Source organism: Janthinobacterium sp. SUN206 (genome assembly GCF_030587305.1).
GTDB classification, from domain to species: domain Bacteria; phylum Pseudomonadota; class Gammaproteobacteria; order Burkholderiales; family Burkholderiaceae_D; genus Janthinobacterium; species Janthinobacterium kumbetense.
In genome coordinates this window covers 670,909-694,587 of record NZ_JAPWIB010000003.1, presented here as the reverse complement: position 1 = coordinate 694,587, position 23,679 = coordinate 670,909, and the positions used below count along the sequence as shown (strand labels likewise).

At 64.2% G+C, this 23,679-nt stretch carries 19 protein-coding genes; 4 read left to right on the top strand and 15 right to left on the bottom strand.

All coding sequences use genetic code 11. The annotated features are described in order from the left end of the window. Positions 1-67: 67 nt before the first annotated feature. Positions 68-1,981, top strand: a complete 1,914-nt coding sequence (locus O3300_RS20125) for an autotransporter assembly complex family protein (RefSeq protein WP_305053910.1) — start codon at positions 68-70, stop codon at positions 1,979-1,981. Then, entirely contained in the window at positions 1,981-6,408 is a 4,428-nt protein-coding gene (locus tag O3300_RS20120) for a translocation/assembly module TamB domain-containing protein (protein WP_305053909.1), read from the top strand. Before O3300_RS20125 ends, O3300_RS20120 begins: the two co-directional genes overlap by 1 nt. Positions 6,409-6,480: 72 nt before the next feature. On the opposite strand, the gene O3300_RS20115 is transcribed toward O3300_RS20120, so the two are convergent. Then, positions 6,481-6,720 (bottom strand): hypothetical protein, encoded by a 240-nt coding sequence (locus O3300_RS20115; protein WP_099378551.1) that lies wholly within the window; start codon positions 6,718-6,720, stop codon positions 6,481-6,483. 24 nt (positions 6,721-6,744) lie between these two features. Further along, the gene (locus O3300_RS20110) at positions 6,745-6,897 is read right to left on the bottom strand and encodes a hypothetical protein (RefSeq protein WP_168208500.1); all 153 of its coding nucleotides are present in this window, start codon (positions 6,895-6,897) and stop codon (positions 6,745-6,747) included. A gap of 223 nt (positions 6,898-7,120) precedes the next feature. Between O3300_RS20110 and O3300_RS20105 the strand changes: the two genes are divergently transcribed. Then, a complete protein-coding gene (locus O3300_RS20105) occupies positions 7,121-7,639 on the top strand; it encodes a hypothetical protein (RefSeq protein WP_305053908.1) in 519 nt (172 codons plus the stop codon). Positions 7,640-7,648: 9 nt separating this feature from the next. Here the strand turns inward: O3300_RS20105 and O3300_RS20100 are convergent, their stop codons facing one another. The 8 genes from O3300_RS20100 to O3300_RS20065 form a co-directional block, all read right to left on the bottom strand. Next, positions 7,649-8,458, bottom strand: coding sequence for a hypothetical protein (locus O3300_RS20100; protein WP_305053907.1), 810 nt, complete (start codon positions 8,456-8,458; stop codon positions 7,649-7,651). Positions 8,459-8,546: 88 nt separating this feature from the next. Next, complete coding sequence (locus tag O3300_RS20095; protein ID WP_305053906.1) at positions 8,547-9,125, bottom strand: nucleotidyltransferase family protein; 579 nt, start codon at positions 9,123-9,125, stop codon at positions 8,547-8,549. Positions 9,126-9,129: 4 nt separating this feature from the next. Beyond that, on the bottom strand, positions 9,130-10,134 hold the full coding sequence (locus O3300_RS20090; RefSeq protein ID WP_305053905.1) for a DUF4424 family protein: 1,005 nt from the start codon (positions 10,132-10,134) through the stop codon (positions 9,130-9,132). Beyond that, on the bottom strand, positions 10,134-12,965 hold the full coding sequence (locus O3300_RS20085; protein ID WP_099665639.1) for an ATP-binding protein: 2,832 nt from the start codon (positions 12,963-12,965) through the stop codon (positions 10,134-10,136). Before O3300_RS20085 ends, O3300_RS20090 begins: the two co-directional genes overlap by 1 nt. A gap of 8 nt (positions 12,966-12,973) precedes the next feature. After that, on the bottom strand, positions 12,974-13,720 hold the full coding sequence (locus O3300_RS20080) for a hypothetical protein (RefSeq protein ID WP_077399077.1): 747 nt from the start codon (positions 13,718-13,720) through the stop codon (positions 12,974-12,976). Further along, entirely contained in the window at positions 13,713-15,083 is a 1,371-nt protein-coding gene (locus O3300_RS20075) for a hypothetical protein (protein ID WP_092608970.1), read from the bottom strand. Before O3300_RS20075 ends, O3300_RS20080 begins: the two co-directional genes overlap by 8 nt. A 224-nt stretch (positions 15,084-15,307) precedes the next feature. After that, positions 15,308-16,072, bottom strand: a complete 765-nt coding sequence (locus tag O3300_RS20070) for a DUF3108 domain-containing protein (RefSeq protein ID WP_099665640.1) — start codon at positions 16,070-16,072, stop codon at positions 15,308-15,310. Further along, a complete protein-coding gene (locus O3300_RS20065) occupies positions 16,073-17,191 on the bottom strand; it encodes a DUF3108 domain-containing protein (RefSeq protein WP_305053904.1) in 1,119 nt (372 codons plus the stop codon). It lies immediately after the preceding gene. Between the two features lie 149 nt (positions 17,192-17,340). On the opposite strand from O3300_RS20065, the gene O3300_RS20060 reads away from it, so the two are divergent. Continuing rightward, entirely contained in the window at positions 17,341-18,051 is a 711-nt protein-coding gene (locus O3300_RS20060; RefSeq protein WP_305053903.1) for a PhaM family polyhydroxyalkanoate granule multifunctional regulatory protein, read from the top strand. A gap of 21 nt (positions 18,052-18,072) precedes the next feature. On the opposite strand, the gene O3300_RS20055 is transcribed toward O3300_RS20060, so the two are convergent. From O3300_RS20055 to O3300_RS20035, 5 genes are all read right to left on the bottom strand, one after another. Then, a complete protein-coding gene (locus tag O3300_RS20055; RefSeq protein ID WP_077399068.1) occupies positions 18,073-18,288 on the bottom strand; it encodes a hypothetical protein in 216 nt (71 codons plus the stop codon). A gap of 64 nt (positions 18,289-18,352) precedes the next feature. Continuing rightward, complete coding sequence (locus tag O3300_RS20050) at positions 18,353-20,083, bottom strand: tetratricopeptide repeat-containing response regulator (protein WP_305053902.1); 1,731 nt, start codon at positions 20,081-20,083, stop codon at positions 18,353-18,355. A gap of 11 nt (positions 20,084-20,094) precedes the next feature. Further along, positions 20,095-20,814, bottom strand: a complete 720-nt coding sequence (locus O3300_RS20045) for a sensor histidine kinase KdpD (protein ID WP_305053901.1) — start codon at positions 20,812-20,814, stop codon at positions 20,095-20,097. Between the two features lie 158 nt (positions 20,815-20,972). Then, positions 20,973-22,775, bottom strand: a complete 1,803-nt coding sequence (locus O3300_RS20040) for a family 2A encapsulin nanocompartment cargo protein cysteine desulfurase (RefSeq protein WP_305053900.1) — start codon at positions 22,773-22,775, stop codon at positions 20,973-20,975. Continuing rightward, on the bottom strand, positions 22,750-23,679 hold the full coding sequence (locus O3300_RS20035) for a family 2A encapsulin nanocompartment shell protein (protein ID WP_034784363.1): 930 nt from the start codon (positions 23,677-23,679) through the stop codon (positions 22,750-22,752). Before O3300_RS20035 ends, O3300_RS20040 begins: the two co-directional genes overlap by 26 nt.

Here is a 23,679-nt window from a genome sequence, read left to right as displayed (position 1 = left end):
CATACGGCATACGGCTGCCGGCAAGGCGATACGACCACGAATTTTGGCACAAGTAGTGACAAAAGCAATGGGTCAACTGACACTGGCGGCCGCCGGCAGTGTCATCTTGCTGTTCCCCATCGCCCAGGCCGCCGCGCAGGAGGGTGCGCAACAGAGCGCGCAAGACGCGCCCGCCGACAGCGCCGCCACGGAAGCGGCGCCCGCCCCGCTGCAGTACGAGGTCAAGGTCAACGCGCCGGGCGACCTCGATGAGTTGCTTGAAAAAAACCTGGACCTGGAACGCTTCCGCGGCAACCCGCGCATGGACCGCGAGCAATTGCAGCGCCTCGTCCGTGATACGCCCGAGCAAGCCAGGAACCTCGTCGCCACGGCCGGCTACTATACGCCCGTCGTCACGGTGCGCGTCGATACGAGCGGCGCCAAGCCTGTCGTCATCGTCGACGTCGATCCGGGCGAGGCGGTCACCATCGACAAGGTCGAGCTGGAATTGCGCGGCTTCGACCCCACGCCGCCGCTGGCCGCCAGCGAGCCCTACGATACGGAAGCCCTGAAGCGCAGCTGGTCCCTGAAGACGGGCAGCGTGTTTCGCCAGGCCGACTGGGAATCGGCCAAGCGCGCCCTGCTGCGCGAAGTGGTGCAGACGCGTTACCCGCGCGCCCAGCTGGTCGACACGCAAGCCGTGGTCGACCCGGAAACGCATAAAGTCTCGCTGCTGGTGGTGCTCGACAGCGGCCCCGAGCTGCGCTTTGGCGAGCTGCGCATCGAAGGCTTGAAACGCTACGATCCCAGCATCATCCGCAACCTCGACAAGATACGCCCGGGCGAGTACTACAGCGAATCGGCGCTGCAATCGTTGCAGGCGCGCCTGCAGGACACGGGCTACTTTGCCAGCGTGGAAGTGAGCGCCGACATGAGCAGCATCCTCAGCGAGCAGATCGAGGCGGGCCAGGAAAGCCAGCAAGCCGAGGCCGAAGGTGCCAGCGCCGCCGCCGAAACCAAGCCCGTCAACCGCGGCCCCGCGCCGCTGCTGCCGCTGGTGGTGCGCGTGACGGAAAACAAGCAGCAGAACGTCAGCGCCGGTCTCGGTTTCAGTACGAACACGGGCAATCGTGCCCAGCTCAACTATGACAACCTGAACGTGTGGGGCACGCGCTTCAAGAGCGCGATCACCATGGAAACGAAGAAACAGGCGGCGCACGCCAATTTTTACTTTCCAACGACCGAGCGCGGCTACAACGACAGCGCGGGCGCCTCGTTCGAGCGCAGCGACATTTCCAACGAAATCACGGCCGTCACGACCATCTCGGCCAAGCGCAACTGGGGCGGTACCAACCTCGAGCGCAGCCTGACGTTCGAGTTCCTCAGCGAGGACAAGACCGTCGTGGGCCTGGAACAGACGCGCAGCAAGAGCTTGCCGCTGACCTATGCCATCACCAAGCGCAGCCTCGACAGCCTGCTGTTCCCCACCAGGGGCTATGTCATCAACGCCCAGGTGGGCGGCGCCCTGCTGCCCGTGCTGACGGACGAGCGCTTCGTGCGCGTGGCCGGCAAGGCCGTGTATTACCGTCCGCTCGGTGAAAAAGGCGAGCTGATCGTGCGCGGCGAAATGGGCGCGCTGGGCTCGAAGGAAAAACGCGGCGTGCCGGCCGTCTACCTGTTCCGCGCGGGCGGCGACCAGTCCGTGCGCGGCTATGGCTACCAGGAACTGGGCGTGAAGGAAGGCGACGCCACCATCGGCGGGCGCTACATGCTCACCGGCAGCGCCGAATACCAGTACTGGTTCAAGCCGAAGTGGGCCATTGCCGCCTTCTATGACGCCGGCAACGCGGCCGACACCGTCAAAGCGGCCATGACGCCGAAATCGGGCTATGGCCTGGGCGGGCGCTACAAGAGCCCCGTCGGCCCCATCAATGTCGACGTGGCGTATGGCCACGCCGTCCACGCTTACCGTTTGCACTTCTCTCTGGGATTCACTTTCTGATGTCCGATATTACTACCGAGTCCCCCAACGGCGCCGCGCCGCCACCGCCGGCGAAAAAGGCCCGCCGCTGGCCCCGCTATGTGGCGATCGCCGTCGCCAGCCTGGCCGTGCTGCTGGGCGGCGCCTTCTGGTTCCTGGGCCGCGAATCGACCTTGCAGATGCTGGTGCAAAAAGTGGCCAGCGCCAGCGGCGGCGAAATCGCCGTGTCGGGCGTGTCCGGCTCGCTGTACAACCGCATGCACCTGGGCCACGTCAGCTACCGCAGCAAGACGCAGCACATTACGGCCGAGAATATCGACATCAACTGGTCGCCGTTCCAGTTCTTCTCGGAAGGCATCGCGATCAGCGAACTGCATGTGGCCAGCCTGTCCGTGGAAAGCACGGCGCCCTCCGAGGAACCGTCGACGATGCCCGCCAGCCTGGCTTCGCCGTTCAAGATCGGCATTGCCGCCGCGCGCCTGGACAAGGTGACCTTGGTGAGTCCGGGCGGCAACACGGTGTTTGAAAAGATCCATTTCACCTTGTCGGGCGACAAGACGCAATGGCAGCTGGAAGACGCCTCGGCGCTCACGCCGTTCGGCCAGGCCACGGCCAGCGCGACGATTGCCGCCACGCAACCGTTCAAGCTGTCAGGCAAAGCCGGCTTGACGCAGATCAACCCCGCCGCCGGCGAAAAACCCGCCGCCCTGGCCCTGCAACTGGGCGGCGACCTGAATGTGCTGAACGTCACGGCCAAGGGCAGCGCGGGCGCGGCCACGGCCGACGCCCAATTGGCGCTGGCGCCGTTCGACCCCGTCATCATCCTGCGCTCGGCCAGCATCAAAGGCCGCAACATCAATCCGGGCAAGTTCGACGCGACCTTGCCGCAGGCGGACCTGAGCCTGGAACTCGACGCCGCCATCGATACGCGCCCCAGCGCGCAAAGCGTGTCGGGCAAGCTGGCCATCCTCAACCACGCGACACCGGGCCCCATCGACCAGCAAAAGCTGCCGCTGCGCCAGTTCGAGGCGAGATTAGGCGGCACCCTGACGGCCACCACCCTGGAGTCGGCCCTCATCGATTTCGGCACTGCGGGCAAGTTCACGGGCAGCGGCAAGCTGAACCGCGACGCGGCCGATGCCCCCATCGGCAATGCGCAGCTGACCTTGCACACAGACAAGATCGACTTGCAGCACATTTACAGCAGCATCAACAGTACGAAGATCGTCGGCGATATCGTGCTCGACAGCGACGGCAAGACGCAAACCCTGCGCGCCAAGCTGGGCGAAGCCAAGCTGCGCCTGGACGTGGAAGCCACCCTCGCCGATTCTCTCGTGCAATTGCGCAAGGCGACCTTGCAAGCGGGCAAAAGCAGCGTCAACGCGACGGGCCAGATCAGCCTGAAGGATGAACAACCGTTCAAGGCCGTGGCCAGCACCAGCCGTCTCAATCCCGCCGACTTCGGCGCCTTCCCCGTGGCCGACCTGAACCTCGACGTGCGCGCCAACGGCCACGTGGCGCCGCAATGGCTGGCGAATGCGGACTTCACCGTGCGCCCCAGCAAGCTGCTCGACCAGCCCCTGTCCGGCAAGGGCAAGCTGACGGCCGATGCGGCCCATTTCAGCGGCATCGACGTGCAATTGGCGCTGGGCAAGAACAACGTGACGGCCAAGGGCAACTTCGGCGGCGCCGGCGAAAAACTCAACTGGAATGTCGATGCGCGGCAACTGTCCGCCCTGCAGTCCGACTTGCTGGGCAGCGTACTGGCCAGCGGCGTGGTGCAAGGCACCATGCAGCAGCCGCGCACGACGTTTGTTGCCGATGCGAAAGGGCTTGGCTTGACCAGCGGCAAGCGTCCCGCGCCGGACAGCGCCATCCATGCCAGCGGCGACGTGGGCTTGACGGGGCCGAAGCAGGCAGCGGAACTGAAAGTGACGGGTTCCTTGCAAAAGATCAACCCGGCCGCGTTTGGTGCTGCACTGCCCAACGGCAACGTCAACGCGGATTTCAACGGCAGCGGCCACCTGAGCGGCGACTGGCAAGTGGCCCTCAACCTGGCCCTGCGCGAATCGACCTTGCAAAATGCCCCGCTGGCCGGCTACGCCAAGCTGTCGGCCAATGCGAAACGGATCGACAGCGTGGATACGGAACTGCGCCTGGGGCCGAACAGCCTGCTGGCCAAGGGCGCGCTGGGCGGCGCCACGGACAAGCTGACGTGGAAACTTGATGCGCCGCAACTGTCGACCCTGGGCCCCCGCTTTGCCGGCGTGCTGCAGGCAGCCGGTTCCGTCAGCGGCAAGATGGACGCGCCGGCCGCGCAGCTGACGCTCGATGGCAGGGATTTGACCTTCTTTGGCGACCAGCAATTGAAATCCATCAAGGGCAGCGCCAGCGTAGGCGCCGGCCAGGGCGCGCTCGACCCCATGGTCAGCAGCCTGGACATTACAGGCTACAGCACGCCCACCCTCAAGCTGGGCAGCGCACGCCTGGCCACGACGGGCACGCGCGGCAGCCATACCGTGAGCCTGGCGGCGCGCAACGACGATTTCGACGCCACCGTGCAAATCCGCGGCAGCCAGAGCGGCGCCAGCTGGACGGGCACGATCGACAGCCTGCAAAACAAGGGCCGCTATGCGCTCGTGCTGCAAGCGCCCGTGCCCGTGAAAGTGGCGGGCCCTGCCGGCAGCGGCGTGGCGGGCCTGGGCCAGCCGGAGCAAATCAGCGTGGGCAACACCGCCATCAAATTGCCAGCAGGCAGCATCACCATGCAAAGCCTGGTCAAGAACGGCCCCCGCTGGACCAGTTCCGGCCAGGCGGCCGGCGTGGCGCTGACGTATCTGGCGCAAGTGATTCCCTCGCTGCAAGCCAATGCGCGCAGCGACCTGACCCTGGGCGCGCAATGGTCGCTCGACATGCAGGTGCCGACGGCGCAGCAGAAAGATCCCTCCCTGGCGGGCATGCTGCACATCTACCGCGAAAAAGGCGACGTAACGGTGGGCGTGGAGCAGCCGCTGGCGCTGGGTTTGCGCACCCTCGACGCCCGCGTGGACGTTGCCAACCAGCAGCTGCGCCTGGCCGTGAAACTCGACGGCGCGCGCGCGGGGCAGAGCGACATCAATGCCACCGTGCAAATGCTGGGCGGACGCATCAGCAACGACAGCGCCCTCTCCCTGACGGGCACCACCAGCATCGATACACTGGCCTGGCTGGCGCCGCTGACGGGCCAGCCGGGCCTGGAACTGGGCGGCGCCTTGAAAGTGGCGCTGTCCGGCAGCGGCACCATCGGCGCGCCGCAATTGAATGGCGACATCAACGGCAGCAAGCTGCTGGTGAACTGGGCCGACCAGGGCTTGAAATTGCGCAATGGCGTGCTGCAAGCCAAGCTGGCCGGCGATCAATTGCAATTGCAGCGCCTGAGCTTTGACGGCGGCGATGGCAAGGTACAGGCAGATGGCTGGGTACGCTTTGCGAATGGCGAAGCGAGCCTGGAACTGAAATTGATGGCGGACCGGCTGCAGGCGCTGTCGCGCCCCGACCGCACCTTGATCCTGTCGGGCAACAGCACCCTGGTGCGCAACGACAAGCGCTTCAGCTTCGAGGGCAAGTTCAAGGCCAACCGCGCGCTGATCGAACTGGCGCCGCAAGATACACCCACGCAAAGCAGCGACGTGGTGGTGCTGGGCAAGGAAGTCAAGGGCAGCAAGGAAGCGCCGTCGCTGCCCCTGAATATCGACCTCGAGTTTGACCTGGGCAATGCCTTCCACTTGCGCGGGATGGGTATCGATGCGGACCTGGCGGGCAATGTGCGCGCCAGGGTCATCAACCGCGCCGCGCCGCGCGTGACGGGCAGCATCAAGGTTGTCACAGGTCAATACGCCGCCTACGGACAAAAGCTGTCGATCGAACGGGGCCTGATCGCCTTCACGGGCGCCTACGACAACCCGTCGCTGAACATCCTGGCCGTGCGCAAGCGTCCCGAAGGCGAAGCCTTGTCGGAAACGAATGTGGAAGCGGGCGTGGAAGTGCGCGGCACGGCGCAGGCGCCGACGGCCAAGCTGGTGTCTACCCCGAGCGTGTCGGACAGCGACAAGCTGGCCTGGCTGATCCTGGGCCACGGCGCGGAAACGGCGGCCGGCGATGAAATGGCCCTCTTGACGACGGCGGCAGGCGCCCTCTTCGGCGGCTCCGGCGGCGGCTTGCAGGGCAAGCTGGCCAATTCGCTGGGACTCGACGAAGTGGGCCTGTCGCAGGCGCAAGGGCTGGAAAGCACGGTCGTCACCGTCGGCAAGCGCCTGTCCTCGCGCGCCTACCTGACGTTCGAGCAAGGCACGAGCACGGCGACGAGCCTGGTCAAGCTGCGTTACAAGCTGAACCGCCGCATCACCCTGCAATTCCAGACGGGCACGAACAATGCCCTGGACGTGTTGTACACGTGGGCGTTCGACTAATCAGACGTTGAAATGCAGAAACAACAAAGGGCGCCTCGGCGCCCTTTTCTTTGATCTGCCGCAAAGGCAAACTTACTCGGCCACGTCGAGGCCCCGCTCGATCATGCCTTCGACGTACGCGCGCAAATATTGTTCCAGCGCAGGGCCGGACAGCACATTGGCCGTCAGCGCGCCATGGGGCGAGCCCTTCAGCACGCCGTCGTGGTACACGCGCGCAATCCAGGCCACGTCCGTGCCCTGGGTGTAATCGAGTTCATAGTCGAACGATTCTCCGCTGACTTTGCGTGTGTAGACTTCCTTGACAATTGCCATCTAAAACAGCCTTTCTTGACGAGATTAACTGGGATGCGGGTGCGGCACGGGATCGTCCTGCGGCACCGGGTGCACGGGCCCCGGATGGTGCCCGGGCGCTTCTTGCGGCTCCGGCGCCGGCATGGGTTCATCGACGGGCGCCGGGTCGGGCGCGCGGTGGGCATGGATGACGGACATGGCTGGCCTCCCGGTGGACAAAAGAAGACCATACCACGAGATGCCCGCCGCCTGTCCATGTTTGCCTGCCGGCCTGACGTCCGCGGCCGGCGGCACGGCGTGACAAGGCATAGTGCTTGCATGCCATGTAAATGTCAACATGCAACTTTTACCGTTTGACAAGCATCGCCGCCCGTCCCCATCTGGCTTACAATCGCTGTTTTACCCGTACCCGATTGCATACATGGAAACCACCACCCTCGCCCTGCTGTTACTGGTCCCGCTGCTGGTCTGGCGCATCTACTCGCGCCTGAAGAAACTGGTGGCGCGCCAGAAGTCGCAGCTGTGGCGGCACTGGACGGTGGCGATCGCCTTCCCCGCGCTGCTGCTGTTCCTGGCGACGACGACGAAGTTCGACGTCCTGCCCCTGTCCAGCCTGGGCGCGGCCGCGCTGGCCGGCGGCTGGCTGGGCGTGCTGGGCTTGAAGCTGACGCGCTTCGAACAGGTCGGCAAGGACTTTTTCTTTACCCAGCACCGCTACCTGGGCCTGGCCATCACCATGCTGTTCATCGCCCGCCTGCTGTACCGTGGCATGGAAATCTACATGAATTCACGCGCCGACGTGCCCGTGCCGCCGCCACCGTTCGGCCAGAGCGCGCTGACGATGGCCGCCTACGGCCTCGTCATCGGCTACTACGCCGTGTATGCGTGGGGCCTGGTGCGCTGGCGCCAGCGCAACCAACCGCTGCAGGCGCCCGAATAAGTCATCCCGTCAGTAGTACTGGCACAGGCCTTCGCAAGTCGTCACCGACAGCGCCTGGCGTATCGTCGCCAGCGCCGGCGCCAGGGCGGGATCGAGGTCCTTGTCCGCATCAGCCAGGCTGCCCAGCAAACGCTCGCGCAACGGCGGCGCCATCAGCGCGACGTTCGGCGCTGCGTACTGCGCGGCCGCTTCCAGCATGCGCTTCTTTTGCGCCACGTTCCAGAACGGCACTTGCACGAACTGCACCACGCCGACATACAGGGTGGTCGAGCCCTTGCTGAAGGCGCGCGCGCGCATGCGCTCCGTACCGCTCACTACCTGCAGCGGCTGGCTACGGAATTCCTGTTCCATCAAGCCAATCAAGTGCGCATGGCAATGCATACCAAAGGCAAAAAAAGTACTCATTTCATCGCCATAATTGGCCAGGTTTTCCGTTACCTGGTCATTGCGCGCCTGCTGCAACTCGGCGCCGGACAGCGGCAGCGGCCGCTCGCTGCCAAACGTGTAATACGCCTTGCCGATGTTGGTTGCCCGCTCGCACAGGGCCACGCTCGGGTTGATGTCCTGCAACGCCGCGACGGGCGCCCGGAACAGGCCCGGCGCGTCGGTAATCCGGGCAATCAGCGCTGCCACTTCAGGGTCGCCGAGGCGCGGCAAGCCGCTTTGCAGCGTGGCCTTGGCCATCAGCGCTTCCAGGCGCGCGCTGGCTTGCTGGAAATCGGTATAGCTGTCGGCCCAGGCGGCGGGCGCCACGAGAGCGGAGGAAAGACAGAACAGGCGGCCGAGGCGGCGCAACGGCATGGAAATTGACAGGGACATGGGATCAGGAAAACACTATTGGAAAATTGGCAATTATAGGCAATCTGTATCCACAGTGCATTTAATTATGTTTTAAACCACGTTTCACCTAGGCGATGATGGTGACGCGCGGCCAGCGCGCCGCATAATCCTTGCTGGCCAGGCGCTGCGCATAGCCGTCCAGGCTGATGCGCGCCGGGTTGCGCCGCACCACCATATCGAACAGGTCGTCGAGGCCATGCGGCGCGATGATGCCGATCCCGCCGTCAGGCTGCAGCGAGATGCCGACCGAGGTGGCAAACTCGGGCCAGGTGGCGATGGCGTCGTCGAGCGACAGCAGGGGCGGCACGGCGTAGCCGAACGCGTCTTCGAACCACAGGTGCACCCGCGCCTGGTTGCAAACCTCCCACGGCACGCCGGGCAGCACGGTTTCCAGGCGCTGGCGCAGCTGCGTTTCGCTTTCCGGATGCATATCGCAGGCATCGAAATACGCCACGTCGACGTCGCTCAAGGCCGACGCTTGCGCGTAGCCATGCAAGGCATCCCACACGAGGTTGCGCACGGCGCCGGCGCCGATGCAGCAATGGGGCAAGCCCAGCTGCGCCACTGCGTGCAGGGCTTGCATGCACCACGGCGTGGCGCCGGCGATGGCGCGCAGGCGCGCCGCCAGTGCTTCCTGCGTACGCATGCAGCTAAGGCCGGATCTGCGGCGCCACGCCGTCGTGGCTAACCATGCCTTCGACATTGCCGAAGTACACATCCAGGTCTTGCTTCGGATGGAAGTTGCGCAGCTTGACTTGCAAGGTGGTGGGGTTGATTTTGGTAAACGTGCCGGGGAAACACAGGCTGACCAGCTCGTCCGACTTGCCCTTGATCAAGTTCAAGGTAAAGTCTTCGATGCCATTCTTCCAGGTATTGCCGGTCGTCAAAATGTACGACACCCACACGGCATTGACGAAGCCGCTTTCGCCCTGCTGGGCCGCCAGGCGGTTCCACGTCTTGTAGAAGGCCTTGTCGCCGCAGTATTTCTTTTCAAATGTATTGCCGTCACCCAGGTAGGACGCGCCCGGACCGGCCGCGACGAACGGCGCATATTGATGCCGCACGCGCACGACTTTGCCGGCAGGGAATTTCTGCTGCCACAGGTAGATGACTTTCACAGTCCAGGCCGGCACCCATTCCTCGTCGTACAGCTGGGCCAGCAAGCCTTCGCGGATCATGATCTTGCTCTGCGCGGCCGTCAGCGGCGCCACTTTCTTGTCGAACGGCGTGTGCGAGGGGAAATACGCAATTTGCGCATCGGATAAGCCCAGCTGGCGCAAGCGGGCCGTCACATCCTCGGCGTCGAGCTTGGCGACGAAGGTGGTTTTATACTCCTTGCGCTTGCCATCCACGTCGACGGTAAACTGCTGCGGCTGGCCATAATACGTGGGCGAGCCGTGGTAGCCGGAAGCGTATTCGGGCAGCGGGAAGAAGATCGTCTCTTCCACATCCGTTTTCGACTCATTGAGGAACTCGTACTCGACCTTGATCAATTCCGCGCTCACGCTGAGCACTTCCTTTTTCATGGCCACGGCATCCGTCTTGCCGAACAGGATGCCCCCAGCGCTCACGGAGCCGATGCCGTCGTTGGCCATGGCCGGCGCCGAACACGCCAGCGCCAGCGCGGCGGATGCCAGCAAGGTGCGCACCAGCATCACGCCACCTTGCCCGAGACGGGATCGACCCGGCGCTGCAGCACGAAAATCGGTTGCGCCCATTGGGTATCCTTTTTCTTCTTGCTCGTGATCAAAGTCAGTTCCGATGGATCGTAGACATCCGTGTTGTGCGTCAACGGCGTCGTCATCAGGTATTGCGCTTCCGTGTTCTTCAGGAACTCGCCCACCAATTGAATGTTGCGGATATCGAGGTGGGCAAACGGTTCGTCGATGAAGACGAAGCCGCCGGAACCGTCTTCCGATTTCAGCAAGCCGATCAACAGCACCAGCGATTTCATCACTTGCTGGCCGCCCGACGCTTCGCCATCGTTCATGCCGATCACGCCCTTGCCGTCGAACTTGAAACGCACGTGCAAGCCCGCCTGCGACAGCTGCACATCGTCGTTTTCCAGGCGCACGGGGTCGGCATGCACTTCGATGCCGGCCAGCTCGCCCAGCTCCTTGATATTCTTGCTGTAGGTCTTGATGGTGTAGCGCAAGCGCTCCATGTAGGCGCCACGCGCATTGCCCGTCGCTTCGATGGCGCGGTTGTTCTGGTAGCGGCGCTCGTCCGTTTCCGACTGGCGGCCATGCAACTGGTCCGACAGGCGGTGGTGCTGGTCGATGACGGTGGCGTCGAGTTCCCAGTCGTCGCGCGCCAGGCTGTTTTGCAGGCTGGCCACGCGCAAGTCGACCTGGTGCGCATTCTGGTGCTCGGCCACGAGGGCCGCGCGGCGTGCGGGACGGCGCCAGCTCTTCGGCAAGTGGCGCCACGCATGGCGCAGGGCCAGCAAAGCGCGCGCATGCTCGGCGCGCTGTTCGATCTGCTTCTTGTAGCCGAGGCGCGAGCCCGCTTCCGCCTCGGACAGGGCCAGGCGCGCGTTTTGCCACACGGTATCAGCACGCGTGCGCGCCACGGTGGCGTTCTTCGTCAGGTTTTGCAGCTCGCCCAGGCGGCCGCCCACTTCCAGGCGCTCTTCCTTGAGCGGCTTCGAATTGCGCAACGCTTCGGCGAACTCTTCCTGGCGCGCACTGAGTTCCTTGGCCGCGTCGACGCCGGCGATGCGCGCTTTCAAGGCGCCCACTTCGGCCGCCAATTTCGAAATTGCCAGGGTCAGGGTGTCTTCCTGTCCTTCCAGGCCCGGCAGGGAGCGCAGCAGCGCTTCCAGGCGGCCGCTGCGGCCAGCCTGGCCGAAGCGGTAGCGCGACGCTTCCACGAACAGCGAGCGCCCACCCCGGCGTTCGCGGTGGTACGCCTCGGGCGTGATCCACTCTTCGTGGTTGCCCAGTTTAAAGCCTGCTTCGACGGAATCGACGCGCGCAATGCGCGACAGTTGCTCGATCAGCCAGCTGGGCACGGGCGCGGAAAATTTCACCACGGCCAGCAGGCTCTCGTCTTTCGCGACAGGCGCCGTGACCAGGTCGGGCACGATGAAGTGGCGATAGCGCTCCTTCTCGGCCAGACGATAGGCGGCCGCCGCATCCTTGGCCTTGTCCAGCAACACCACCGAAGCGTAACCGCCCAGCACGCCTTCGACGGCGCCCTGCCAGCGGCTGTCCGTCACTTCGACGATGTCCGACAGCATCGCGTGACTGATCCCCGCGTCGCGCAGCGCGCGGCGCATGCCGCGCACGTTGTCCGGCTCCGGCATGGCCGTCTTGCCTTGCAGCGCGGCAATAGTTGCCTGTTCGCCCGCGATGCGCGCGGACAAGGCGTCGCGCTGCTGGCGCTGCTGCAGCAATTGCGCTTCCTTCTGTTCCAGCTGGGCCGCCACTTCGGCGATGTCGCTGCCCGAGTCCGCCGCCAGCTTGTGCAAACGGTCTTTCTGCTCGAGCAAGCTGTCCAACGGTTTGAGCTTGCTATTGATCAAGGACAAACGGCTCTGCAAGCCGATCGATTCCTGTTCCAGCAAGGTTTCGTTCATTTGCGCGTCGGACAGGGCCTTCGCCTGCGATGCCAGCGCATTGCGTTTATCGGTCAGCTGCTGGTCCGCCTGCGCCATCGGTTTGCGCGCATCGCGCAATTGCCGGCTGGCCGTGGCCGCTTTTTCGCGCGCCTCGTGGTACTGCAGGCTGGGCAGCACTTCTTCCAGCAGGTTGCGGCGCTCCTTATGCAGCCCTTCCCACTGGTGGTAATTGGCAACGCGCAGGCGCAAGCCTTCCAGGTTGGTCTTCGACGCTTCCAGTTCCGTCTCGAAACGCTTCAGTTCCACTTCCGTGTCGCGCTGGTGGCGCTTGGCTTCATCGTAGGCGTCCAGCACCTCCTTGTCGCCGAACACCTGGAACACCAGGTCGAGCAGCTGGCGCGGCGCATATTCGCACAATTTGTCCGTCTCGCCCTGCTCCAGCGCCAGCACTTTCGACATGGCGGGCGACAGGCCCGCATTGGCCAGGCGCTTGCGGTAGTTTTCCACACCGAGCCAGTCGTTGGCGTCCGTGATGTCCTCGATCTGCACATTGCCCGGACGCATCAGATACTGGCGCTTCCAGTCGCCGCCGTTCTTCTGGATCTGGCAAAACAGGGTCACTTCATCGTCGCTGAAGAAGCCGGAACTGCGGAACGGGCGGTTCGACAGCTGCTTGCCCACGTTCTTGTTGTCCACCACGGCGCGCAGCCAAGCCGTCTGCTGGCCCGAGTGGCGCGCATAGTGTTTATACGTGCGGCCCATCGAGCAATCGAGGCCGAACAGGGTGCGCAAGGCGTCGAGCAAGGTGGTCTTGCCCGAGCCGTTCTGCCCCGCGATGGTGATGATCTTCGCGTCGAGCGGAATATTCTTGATGCGCTGCCAGTAATCCCAGTGCACCAGTTCAAGTGATTTGATATGAAACATGGGCGCTTTCAGTGAGGGAGGTCGGACGCGGGCTCATCGCCGTCGTCGGGCAGGTCGCCGATGTCGGCGGACAAGTCGTCCGCCAGGTCGGCGTCGGGCAACGTATCGCCGCTGACGGCCACCAGGCGCGCCGGCGCCCGCTTGAACACGTCGGCCAGGGCACCGTTGATGATGCGCTCTTTCAACACGTCCGTGTCCATCATCAGGTCCAGCAACGGGCCTTCCAGGATGAAATCGCCGCGCCGCTCGATGAAGCCCAGCTTGGCCAGGGTGCCCAGATTCATGTCCATGCGCGTCTTCTTGCCCAGCTTGTCGCCGAAGTCCGACAGCAGCGCCTTGTAGGAAATGCCGATCGACGCGTCTTCCGCGCGCGGCAGCGGCTTTTCCGTGCCAAACATGTCGTTCTGGTCATCGTCCGCGTGCTGGTGGGTTTCCTGGCGTTCACGCTTGGGCAGGATGATCTGCGCCCACAGCACCACCAGCAAGGCCACGCCATCGCGGGCCAGGCCGAAGTTGTTGTTTTGCCACACGTCGCGCGCGCCGAAAATCTTCGGTTCGATGGTGCGCGTCAGTGCCAGGGTGACATGGTCGGCGTACACGTTGTCGAGCAGTTTCAAGCCGCAGGCCAGAAGGCGCGCATCGATTTCGGCGCGGAACAGCTCGTCGGACAGCACGCGCTTGACGAGCTTGTCGTCGCGGCGCAGGGTTTGATGCGTGAGCAGGCGCGCAATCAGGATTTGGGAATCGTCATTCATCGGCGGTGCCGCTATCTAAATCAAGTGAAACATTCAGTGAAAGCGAGGCGATCGACATGGCCGCCACGTGGGGGTCGGTCAGTTGGACCATCTCGTCGGTCGGAGTAAAAGTGATCGGCAAACGGGCCAGTTCGGCCGTGGATCCCTGCAAGCTCGCTTCGGAGACGTCGCCCAGCAGCGGCAGCATGGAGGCGCGGTACGAGGCCACGGCAAAGCTGGCCGGCAACAGGGAATCCTGCACGGGCACCGATTTCGGCCCTTCTTCGCCGATGCTGGGGAAATTGCCCAGGCTGGCGAAGTTCGACAGGCGTTCGAGCAAGTCATCGAGTTCGAGTTGCATGGCGGGACCGTCGCTGATGGTGGTGGGCGCGTCCTCTCCGCTGGGCAGGCCCGTGTTGATGACACCCGCCGCCCGTTCGGACAGCAGTTCCGTTTCGGCCACGTCGATCATCTCGGCCGGCGTGGAGAACAGGGGCACGACAGGCTGGTCGATGGCGCCCTCGGCCAGGCTGGCCAGGTCGTCATGCAGCAAGAGCCAGCGCTTGATGTCCGTGGTCGACAAGCCCGACTGGCCCAGGTGGACCCGCTGGCGCTCGATCTGGTTCAGCGCGCGCGAAAACATGCCTTGCATGTTCAGCAATTTACTTTGCGCGCGGCCGATCGCCTGCGCCGCCTTGTGTGTGGCGCTGTCCGCGTTTTCATCGGACGTGATCGCCACGAGGATCTCGGAACCCTTCTCGACCCAGTCGCAAGCCATGTTCCACTTCGCTTGCGCCGTGCGCAGGCGGAATTCGGAACCGGAGGCGATCGCGTCGGAAAATTCTTCCGTCAAGTCCACCAGGCGGCCCAGCAAATGCTGAAGTTGCTCGACCGACACGCCACCGACGGCTTGCGCGCCCGCCACCTGCGACAGCAGGAAACCCATTTCCGCTTCATCTTCCGTCTGCCCCAGCCCCAGCAAGCTGTCGATGGCGGACAGCACATTGCGCGCCATCGGGGTCACGCGGTACACGCCCTGCTGCGCATCCCAGGCCAGCAACTGGTTCGAGCGCAGGCGCAGCAAGACCGTTTCCAGGCTTTCCGGCAACAGATACGCAAGTTTCGTATTGATATCGGCGCGCGTATAGGCGGACGTGGCCGCATCGGACGCGAGCTCGCGCAACACCAGCAGACGCACCAGCACGCCATCGAAACCGCCGTGGAACAGGGCCGTAAACACTTGCAGCAGGGGCTGCGCCCGCTTCAAGTGAAAAACTTGCTCAATTTCATCGGCCGAAATATTGGGCTGGAAATGCGCCTGCAAGGAATCGTGATGCTCTTGCTCTGTCTGATTTGCATCCGTAGCCACGGCTGCACTTGCCATTATATCAATCATTCTTTTCCGGATGAGTGTTCAGCGGGCGGCGCTGCGGGCTAACGCGGCGCTGCGGGGCGGGGGCGTCAGTATATCAGTTCTGACATGCAATTTAGCGCATGGGAGGGGGCGGTGCGGACATGGCGCAACACGGCCGGTGCGCCGTGTCGGGCCAGGACGATGAAATGGGGGGCCAAACACGGCATGCCTGGCCCCAAGCCATTAGTGAACACTTACTTCCTGACGATCTTTTGCAAGGTTTGCTCGACGTAATCGCCGTCTTCATCGGCGAACGTCACCTTCACGGGATACCATTCCAGCGACGGCGCCAGCCACAGGTCCACTTGCTGGCCCTTCTTGTCCGGCGGCGGCGCCTTGACCAGGTGCACGGCTTCCACCAAACCCTGGCCGGTGGCGACGGTTTCCTGCTTGACGACCTTGAAGGTCCACGGTTCGGCGTCATGGCGGCCGGCAACGAAGAAGCTCCATTCCGAGCCGGGCGTGAATTTCTCCGGGGTGGCGCGCGCCACACTGACCAGTTGCCAGACGGTGCTGTTGCGGTCCTGCTCGCCGCCTTTCAGCGGATACGTTTCATCGCCTTCGCTGAAGACGATGCTCTTGCTGTCGCGCTTGAAGGTGGTCGTGGCCGCTTCCTTGCGGAAACGTTTTTCCACGAACTGCGCCGGCGCCAGGCCGTAATCGTCGACCGTGCCTTCGCTGCGCTGCTCCAGGATCTTGCCGAACAGCGCGGCCTTGGTTTCGGCCAGCAGCGAGTACTTGCCGTCGCCGGCGCGCCAGTTGCTGACCGATTCGCCGGACAGCGCAATGCCGCGCTGCTTCGCCTTGATCGAATAGACGAGGTCGGCCGACGGCGCCAGCTTGTACGGGCGCTTGATGACGGGATGGTCCACGGGTTCGTCCGCCGCCATGGCGGGCGTCAGGGTGGCCGCCAGCAGGCTGGCAGCCAGGACGCGTTTCAAGGTAGTCAAAGTAGTCATTTATTTTCCTGTTGATTCATTTACGGAGATCTTGGTCACGGTTTGCGTGGTCAGCGCCCCGTTCGCTTCGGTATTGCGTATTTGTACCGGATACCATTGCATGGACGGCGCCAGCCAGACATCGAGCTGCGACGAATACGTGCCCGGCTTCGGCGGCCGGCGCAGGTGCCACGTCACCAGGCGGCCCATTTTCGTGTCCAGTTCTTCCTCGCCCACCAGGTGGAAGCGGAACACGGTCGCTTCCTTTTCCTCGCCGACGAGAATGTCGATATTGCCCACCAGCTGGTTGACGTCGGCACGGCCGATGGCGGCCAGCTGGAACGGCACGGTGGCCTTGTCCTGCGCCCCTTCCTGCCATGGCGCCGTGGCCGTCGTGGCCGAAAACGTGATGGCCTTGGCGTCGCGGTTGAAATGCGTGGCCGTTTGCGCGCGGCCCTTGCGTTTCTCCGTGGCCGTGACGGGCACGATGCCGCTGCCATCGATCTGGCCCTCGCTCGTCAGCACCAGCAGGTTGATGCGCGTGATCAGCATGCTCAAGCCCACTTCCAGTTTCAGCTGGTAGGTGTCGCCCCGGTTGTCCCACGCCATCGCGGCCACGCCCTGCCACTTGGTGCCGTCCGCATCGCGCCTGTCCACGTGCAGGTCGAACTGGGCCGACGCGGGCGCATTCGTCTTGTAGCGCCGTGCCTGTTCGACGGCCGGTGGCGGCGGTTCGCTGGCCGGCGCGGGCGCGGCGGCCACGGCGGGCGCCGGCGCCGTGATGGCCGGAGCCGCCACGGCGGCCGGCTCGCTCGTGGCCGGGCCTTCCGGCACGTCGCTGACGGGCGCCGTCAACTGCGGCGTTTCGCTCGACGCCAGCTCCGTCGGCGGCGGGGGCGGCGGCGGCCTGGGCTTGGGCACGGGCCGCAGTTCGGGCGGCGGCAGCGGCACCACCGGCAGGGGCTTGGGCGGCTCGGCGATCAAGGCCATGCTGACCACCTGCGCATGATTCTGTCCCAGCGGCACCATGCTGGCGCGCGAGGTGAGCCATTCCAACGCCACGTAATGCAGTACGCCGATGACCGCAACAAAGATGACGGTACGGCGGCGCGGTGGCGAAAAGAAGGAGTCAGGCATCATAGGCCGTAGTGTAACGCTTCCGCCCCGCTTCCCGCTTCTTGCCCGTGCTCAACTCTTAATGTTTTATGTAAGAAAATGTTGGCGGCATTGCGTCAGTTGCAAGCCGATATCTGCTACGCTAAGGCTATCCACCTACCAGGAGATTTCGCATGGCAAACCCGCAAATGCCCCAAATGCCGGGCGCAGCAGTTGTGACCGATACGCTCGACTTCGTCAAAAACCTGTGGGGCAGCATGAGCGTGCCCGGCATGGGCATGCCTGGCATCACGGCGCCCACCATGTCGGTGGAAGAGCTGGACAAGAAAATCAATGACTTGAAGGCCGTCGAAGCATGGCTGAACCTCAACACCAGCATGCTGCGCGGCAGTATCCAGGCGCTGGAAGTGCAGCGCGGCACCATCGCCACCTTGAAATCGATGGGCGCGTCCCTGGCGGCAGCCATCACCCAGCCCGGCGCCAGCGAAAAATCCGTGTTTGAATCGGTACCCTACGCGTCCGCGTTTTTCCAGCAAGCCACACCCGCGGCGCCTGAACCGAAACCGGCGCCGGCACCCGCACCGCAACCCGCTGCGGCGGCGCCCGGCGATGCCGGCAACCAGGCCGGAGCCCAGCTGGCCAATCCAAGTGCCTGGTGGAATTTGTTACAAGATCAGTTCACGCAGGCCGTCTCGACAGCGATGTCGCCCGACGCCGCCAGCGCGGCAGCGGCCAGCTTTGGCGGCGTGAGCAAAGCCAAGCCAGCGGCCAGCAAGCCGGCCAAACCTGCCGAAGCAGGCACGGCAGCCAAGGCCAAGGCCCCGCTGCGCAAGGCGCCCGCGAAACGCGCAGCGCCCAAGGCCAAAGCACCAGGCAAGGCCTGATGTTTCAAGCCAGCAATATGATCAGGCGATACGATGAATGCGGATCGCCTCGATCATGTTGTCGGCCTGGCGTTTTACGTCACCGATCGTGATCAGGCCTTCGTCGGCCAGCGCCTTGGCGTGCTCGTACGAAGACTGGAATGTTTCCAGCGTGTCTCCCTTGGCGGCGACCGGGCGTACCCAGGCAACGGCGCCGACCTTCATTTTTTTGTATACTTCATTGACCACATCACGCATAGTTTCTTCCTTATTGTTGTAAAGCAACTCAAGCACGGGCGAACCCACGCTGGCCCCTAGTTTATCATCCGGCACGCTCACGCACGGCTTTTCCCCCTTTTTCCGCTACCGGCGGCGCATTTTCCGGCGCCGCGACGGCGTCTTCCGGCCCGGGCGGCGGCGTCAACTGCACCAGTTGCTCCATCAATTGCGCGAAGCGCTGCTGCCCTGGTGCAATTTTGTCTACATACAACAACACTTCCATGGCTTCGGCCGCCAAATCGGCCTGAAACCCGCGCTGCTGCAGGAAGGAAACGATGATTTGCGCGGAATTGAACAGGATGCGCAAGTTGTTCGGCAGTTTTTCGCGCGCCGCGCGCATCCAGGCGACCGCTTCGTTGAGCTTGTCCGTCTTCCACAGCAGCACGCCCTTGTTCATCAAGTCCGACGCTTCCTTGCGCGAGGCGATGATCAGGCTCGTGCCTTCGTCGCCCATCTTCGCCTTGTCGAATATCTTTTGCACTTCATCCTGCACCACCTGGTTGTCGTGGTTGTTCTTCACCACGTAGCACAGCAGGCCGGCCGGCGCATCCTTGACGCCGACGGCGAACAGCAGGGTCGCCAGCTCCATGCAGATGGCCTTCTCGGGCCGCGCCGGGTCTTCCAGCAGCATGGCTTCAAGCTCGTCGCCGCACTTGCGCGCGCGCCGGTAATCGCCCGTTTCGTGGTGCACCATGCCTTCCGTGATCTTCGCGCGCAGGCCGATCTGTTCGGGCGAGAATTCGCGCTGCGCCAGCAACAGCCACTGCAGCGCCTCTTTCGCATCCTTCTTCAGGCCGCACACGCGCGCCAGTCCCAGGTAGGCGTCCGGCGTCTTCATGACGGAAAACTCGCCGATGGAAATACACTTGCGGAAAGCCTTTTCCGCCATGCTGACATTGCCCACTTTCAGGGCCGCCAGTCCCAGGTTGCGCTGGCGCGGCACGGAATTGGGCGACAGGCGCGCCGCCTTTTCCAGCACGCCGCACGCTTCCTCGTGCTGGCCCATCAGCTGGTAGGCGACGGCCATCTGGTCGTAGGCGTCGATGTAGTACTTGTTTTCGACGATCACGCCCTGGAAGATCTGCCGCGCCGCCTCGTGTTCGCCGTTATTCATGCGGATCTTGCCCAGGCCCGCCTTGGCCCAGCTGTAATCGCGCTCGGCCAGCACTTTTTCGTACACGGCGCGGGCCTTTTCCGGCTCGCCGCTTTTCAGCAGCAAACTGGCCTTCATGCGCAGCAATTCCAGCTCGTGCAGCTTGTTGACCTCGATCTGCGCGTCGCACAGCTTGGCGGCGCGCAAATAATCCTTTTCCATGCAAGCCTGGTCGATTTCGCGGAACACCTGCTTCTTGTGCCACACGCGGTTCAGCCGGGTCAGCAGCACGCCTTCCGTGATCGGCTTGATCAGGTAGGCGTCGGGCTGGTGCTCGGCCGCGCCCATCACGGATTCCACGCTTTTCTCGGCCGACACCATCAGCCACACGCTCGACGGCGCCGTCAGGTTGCGCACGCGCGTCTCTTCCAGCACTTGCTGGCCATTCTTGCCTTCGCCCAGGTTGTAATCGCACAGCACCACGTCGTAGCGCGTCTTGGCCAGCAGCTTCATGGCTTCGCCGCCGCTGGCCGCCTGGTCGATATGCCGCGCGCCCAGGTTGCGCAGCGATTCGCGCAGCAGGATGCGGATGCCGATGAAATCGTCGACCAGCAGATAATGTTTGTCGGCCCAGTCGGTGCTGCCCGCTTCGGCGGCGGTGGCGTGGCTGTCTGTCGTCATGGATTCCTCGTTCAGGGCAGGCGCAGGATGAAACAGCCGCCGCCCAGCGCGCCGCCATTTTCCAGGGCGATGCTGCCGCTGCTGCCCCGGTGCTTGTGCATCTTTGCCACTTCGCTGGAAAAATACAGGCCCAGTCCCGTGCTGTTGGTGGAAAAATTCACGCCGGCCGCCATGCCATCCATGGCCGCGCTGCCCGCGTCCAGCAAGGCCTGGGTATAGCCGTCGCCATTGTCTTCCACGCGCAGCTCCAGCATGTCGTCGTGCTCCCGCACTGACAGGCGGATCGTGTCTTTCGTGTAGCGGATGGCGTTGTTGATGGCATGCGCGAGCACGCCGATGACCAGGTCTTCATCGAGGGTCCAGATCAGCTCCGGCGGACAGGCCGTCTCCAGCAGGATGCCTTTCGAGGCCAGCAGGATCTTTTCCTGGTCCACCACCTGGTCGATGACCTGGCTCACCAGTTGCGGCTGCACGTCGAAGGGGTAGCCGGGCTTGCCCACTTCCTTGTACAGGGCCAGCAGCTGGATCAGGTTATCGTTGAGGCGCTTGGTCTGGTACAGCATCTGCGCCATCTGCAGGTAGGCGGGGTCGGCCTGGGGCGCGGGCTTGGCCTGCTCGGCCGCCAGCAGCGACTCCAAGGTGCCGCTGACAACGCTGATCGAGTTTTTCATGTCGTGCACGGTCGACGCCAGGAACAGGAAAAGCTCGGGCGAGCTGTGTTGATCTTCCACCGGATATCTCCTTGGGGGCCGCGGCTTGAATATTGCCAAGGATAAATTATACCGCCAGCCTGCGGGCGCCTGCCAGCCAGGCGCAAAGTCCGTGACATGACGCAACAATGCCGCCCCCGCAGGCGCAGGGGCGGCATCGGCTTGACAAGGCGGCAAGATCAGCGGCGCGCGCCCGCCAGGCGTCTGACCACGACGATCATGCGGTCGATTTCCTCATACGTGTTGTAGAAGGCGAACGAAGGGCGCACGGTCGCTTCCACGCCGAAGCGGCGCAGAATCGGCTGGGCGCAGTGGTGGCCCGAGCGCACGGCGATACCCTCGTCATTGAGGGCGCGCCCCACTTCCGCCGGCTCGTAACCGGCCAGCACGAACGAGGCCACGCTGGCCTTGTCCAGCGCCGTGCCGATCAGACGCACGCCGGGAATCGCTTGCAAGTGGTGCGTCGCGTATTCCAGCAGCGCGTGCTCGTAGGCGGCGATGTTTTCCAGGCCGATGCGCTGCACGTAGTCGATGGCCGCGCCCAGGCCCACGGCATCGGCGATATTGCCCGTGCCCGCCTCGAAACGGTTCGGCACGCCCTGGTAGACGGTGCGCTCGAACGTGACGTCGGCAATCATGTTGCCGCCGCCCTGCCACGGCGGCAATTGCTCCAGCAAATCCGCCTTGCCATACACGGCGCCGATGCCCGTCGGACCGAACACTTTATGCCCCGAAAACACATAGAAATCGGCGCCCAGCGCCTGCACGTCCACCCGCAGGTGCGACACGGCCTGCGCGCCGTCGACCAGCACACGCACGCCGGCCGCATGCGCGAGCGCGATGATCTGCGCCACGGGCGTCACCGTCCCCAGCGCATTCGACACCTGCGTCACGGACACCAGCTTGGTGCGCCCGTTGAGCAGCTTGCGGAATTCATCGAGGATGATCTGTCCGCTGTCGTCGACGGGAATCACGCGCAATGTCGCGCCCTTTTCCGCCGCCAGCTGCTGCCACGGCACGATGTTGGCGTGGTGTTCGAGCTGCGAGACGATGATCTCGTCGCCGCTGCCGATGTACTTGCGGCCAAAGGTATTGGCGACCAGGTTGATGCCTTCCGTTGCGCCACGCACGAAAATGATTTCATTGGCCGAGGCGGCGCCCAGAAAATTCGCCACCTTGGCGCGTGCCGCTTCATACGCATCGCTGGCGCGCGCCGCCAGCGCGTGGGCCGCGCGATGGATGTTCGAATTTTCGTGCGCATAGAAATACGACACGCGGTCGATCACCGACTGCGGCTTGTGCGTGGTGGCCGCATTGTCGAACCAGGCCAGCGGCTTGCCGTTGACCCGCTCGGCCAGCACGGGGAAATCGCGCCGCACGGCGTGCACATCGAACGGCGCCGGCGTCTGGTGCTGGCCAGGCGTCGCCGCCGAGGGCAGCTCGGTCTGGAAATAGAACGCGGGCTGGCCACCGGCTGGCGAGACGGGCAGCTGGCGCGCGGGCGCCTGCTGCGGCGTGGCAAACAGGCCCCGCACATCGTCGGGCGCCGCCTGCCCTTGCCCCTGCCGCGCCAGGCCATCGAGGCCATTGCCCGACGCGGGATAACCATGCGCGCCACCGATAAAATAATACGGCGACGGTGCAGCCGGCGCATTGATCGCCGACAAGCGCGGCGTCGGTACGGACGCGGGGGCCGGCGCAATGGGCGCTTCCAGGGGCGCCGTCACGGGCGGCACCTGCGCCGTCGCCACGCCGGGAGCAATGGCGGCGAACGCAGGACCGGGCTGCGGCGGCGGACGGTTCGCATAGCGGGGCGCCGCATCGAGCACGCTGCCGGAACCACCGAGGCTGGGAGACTTGTCCAAGCCCGGCAGGCGCGCGAAAAACTCGCCCGCCAGGCGGTTCAAGGTCGCTTCGTCGGGTAAAAACGGGACGGCAGGCAAGCCCGCCGCGCCATCACTTGTAGGTGTCTGGGTAGTCATGGTATTTACCGATCTCCACGTCTTCCAGTACGGCCAGCGCATCGTCGGTCAGCACGGCCAGCGAGCAATACAGCGAAATCAGGTAGGACGAAATCGCGTGGCGGTTGATGCCCATGAAGCGCACGGACAGGCCCGGGCTTTGCTCGCCCGCCAGGCCAGGCTGGAACAGGCCGATCACGCCCTGGCGCTGTTCGCCCGCGCGCAGCAGGATGATCTTCGTCTTGCCGTCTTCGATGGGCAGCTTGTCGGACGGCACCAGCGGCACGCCGCGCCACGTGAGGAACTGGGAACCGAACAGGCTGACGGTCGGCGGCGGCACGCCGCGGCGCGTGCATTCGCGGCCGAAGGCGGCAATGGCCAGCGGATGCGCGAGGAAAAAGCCCGGCTCCTTCCACACTTTCGTCAGCAGTTCGTCGAGGTCGTCCGGCGTGGGCGCGCCCGTCAGGGTAAAGATGCGCTGGTCGTCGTGCACGCTGGCCAGCAGGCCGTAGTCGGGATTGTTGATCAATTCGCTTTCCTGGCGCTCCTTGATCGTTTCGATGGTCAGGCGCAGCTGCTCCTTGATCTGGTCGTGCGGACTGCTGTACAGGTCCGACACGCGCGTGTGCACGTCGAGCACCGTGCTGACGGCATTGAGGAAGTATTCGCGCGGCTGGTCGTCGTAGTCGACGAAGGTTTGCGGCAGTTCCGACTCGTCGCGCTGCGAGCAGGCCACGCGCACGTCCTTCGGATTTTTCACGCGGTTCAGGCGGTAGATACCCGCTTCCACGGGCAGCCATTGCAGCAGATGCACGAGCCAGCGCGGCGTGATCGTGGACAGCTGGGGGACGCTCTTGCTTGCATTGGCCAGCTGGCGCGCGGCGTTGTCGCCCAGCGCGAACTGGTTCTCTGTTGCTTCTGCCAT

Coding starts and splice junctions, on each gene's coding strand:
- O3300_RS20125 (WP_305053910.1), top strand. CDS start 68: ATGGGTCAACTGACACTGGCGGCCGCCGGCAGTGTCATCTTGCTGTTC.
- O3300_RS20120 (WP_305053909.1), top strand. CDS start 1,981: ATGTCCGATATTACTACCGAGTCCCCCAACGGCGCCGCGCCGCCACCG.
- O3300_RS20115 (WP_099378551.1), bottom strand. CDS start 6,720: ATGGCAATTGTCAAGGAAGTCTACACACGCAAAGTCAGCGGAGAATCG.
- O3300_RS20110 (WP_168208500.1), bottom strand. CDS start 6,897: ATGTCCGTCATCCATGCCCACCGCGCGCCCGACCCGGCGCCCGTCGAT.
- O3300_RS20105 (WP_305053908.1), top strand. CDS start 7,121: ATGGAAACCACCACCCTCGCCCTGCTGTTACTGGTCCCGCTGCTGGTC.
- O3300_RS20100 (WP_305053907.1), bottom strand. CDS start 8,458: ATGTCCCTGTCAATTTCCATGCCGTTGCGCCGCCTCGGCCGCCTGTTC.
- O3300_RS20095 (WP_305053906.1), bottom strand. CDS start 9,125: ATGCGTACGCAGGAAGCACTGGCGGCGCGCCTGCGCGCCATCGCCGGC.
- O3300_RS20090 (WP_305053905.1), bottom strand. CDS start 10,134: ATGCTGGTGCGCACCTTGCTGGCATCCGCCGCGCTGGCGCTGGCGTGT.
- O3300_RS20085 (WP_099665639.1), bottom strand. CDS start 12,965: ATGTTTCATATCAAATCACTTGAACTGGTGCACTGGGATTACTGGCAG.
- O3300_RS20080 (WP_077399077.1), bottom strand. CDS start 13,720: ATGAATGACGATTCCCAAATCCTGATTGCGCGCCTGCTCACGCATCAA.
- O3300_RS20075 (WP_092608970.1), bottom strand. CDS start 15,083: ATGGCAAGTGCAGCCGTGGCTACGGATGCAAATCAGACAGAGCAAGAG.
- O3300_RS20070 (WP_099665640.1), bottom strand. CDS start 16,072: ATGACTACTTTGACTACCTTGAAACGCGTCCTGGCTGCCAGCCTGCTG.
- O3300_RS20065 (WP_305053904.1), bottom strand. CDS start 17,191: ATGATGCCTGACTCCTTCTTTTCGCCACCGCGCCGCCGTACCGTCATC.
- O3300_RS20060 (WP_305053903.1), top strand. CDS start 17,341: ATGGCAAACCCGCAAATGCCCCAAATGCCGGGCGCAGCAGTTGTGACC.
- O3300_RS20055 (WP_077399068.1), bottom strand. CDS start 18,288: ATGCGTGATGTGGTCAATGAAGTATACAAAAAAATGAAGGTCGGCGCC.
- O3300_RS20050 (WP_305053902.1), bottom strand. CDS start 20,083: ATGACGACAGACAGCCACGCCACCGCCGCCGAAGCGGGCAGCACCGAC.
- O3300_RS20040 (WP_305053900.1), bottom strand. CDS start 22,775: ATGACTACCCAGACACCTACAAGTGATGGCGCGGCGGGCTTGCCTGCC.
- O3300_RS20035 (WP_034784363.1), bottom strand. CDS start 23,679: ATGGCAGAAGCAACAGAGAACCAGTTCGCGCTGGGCGACAACGCCGCG.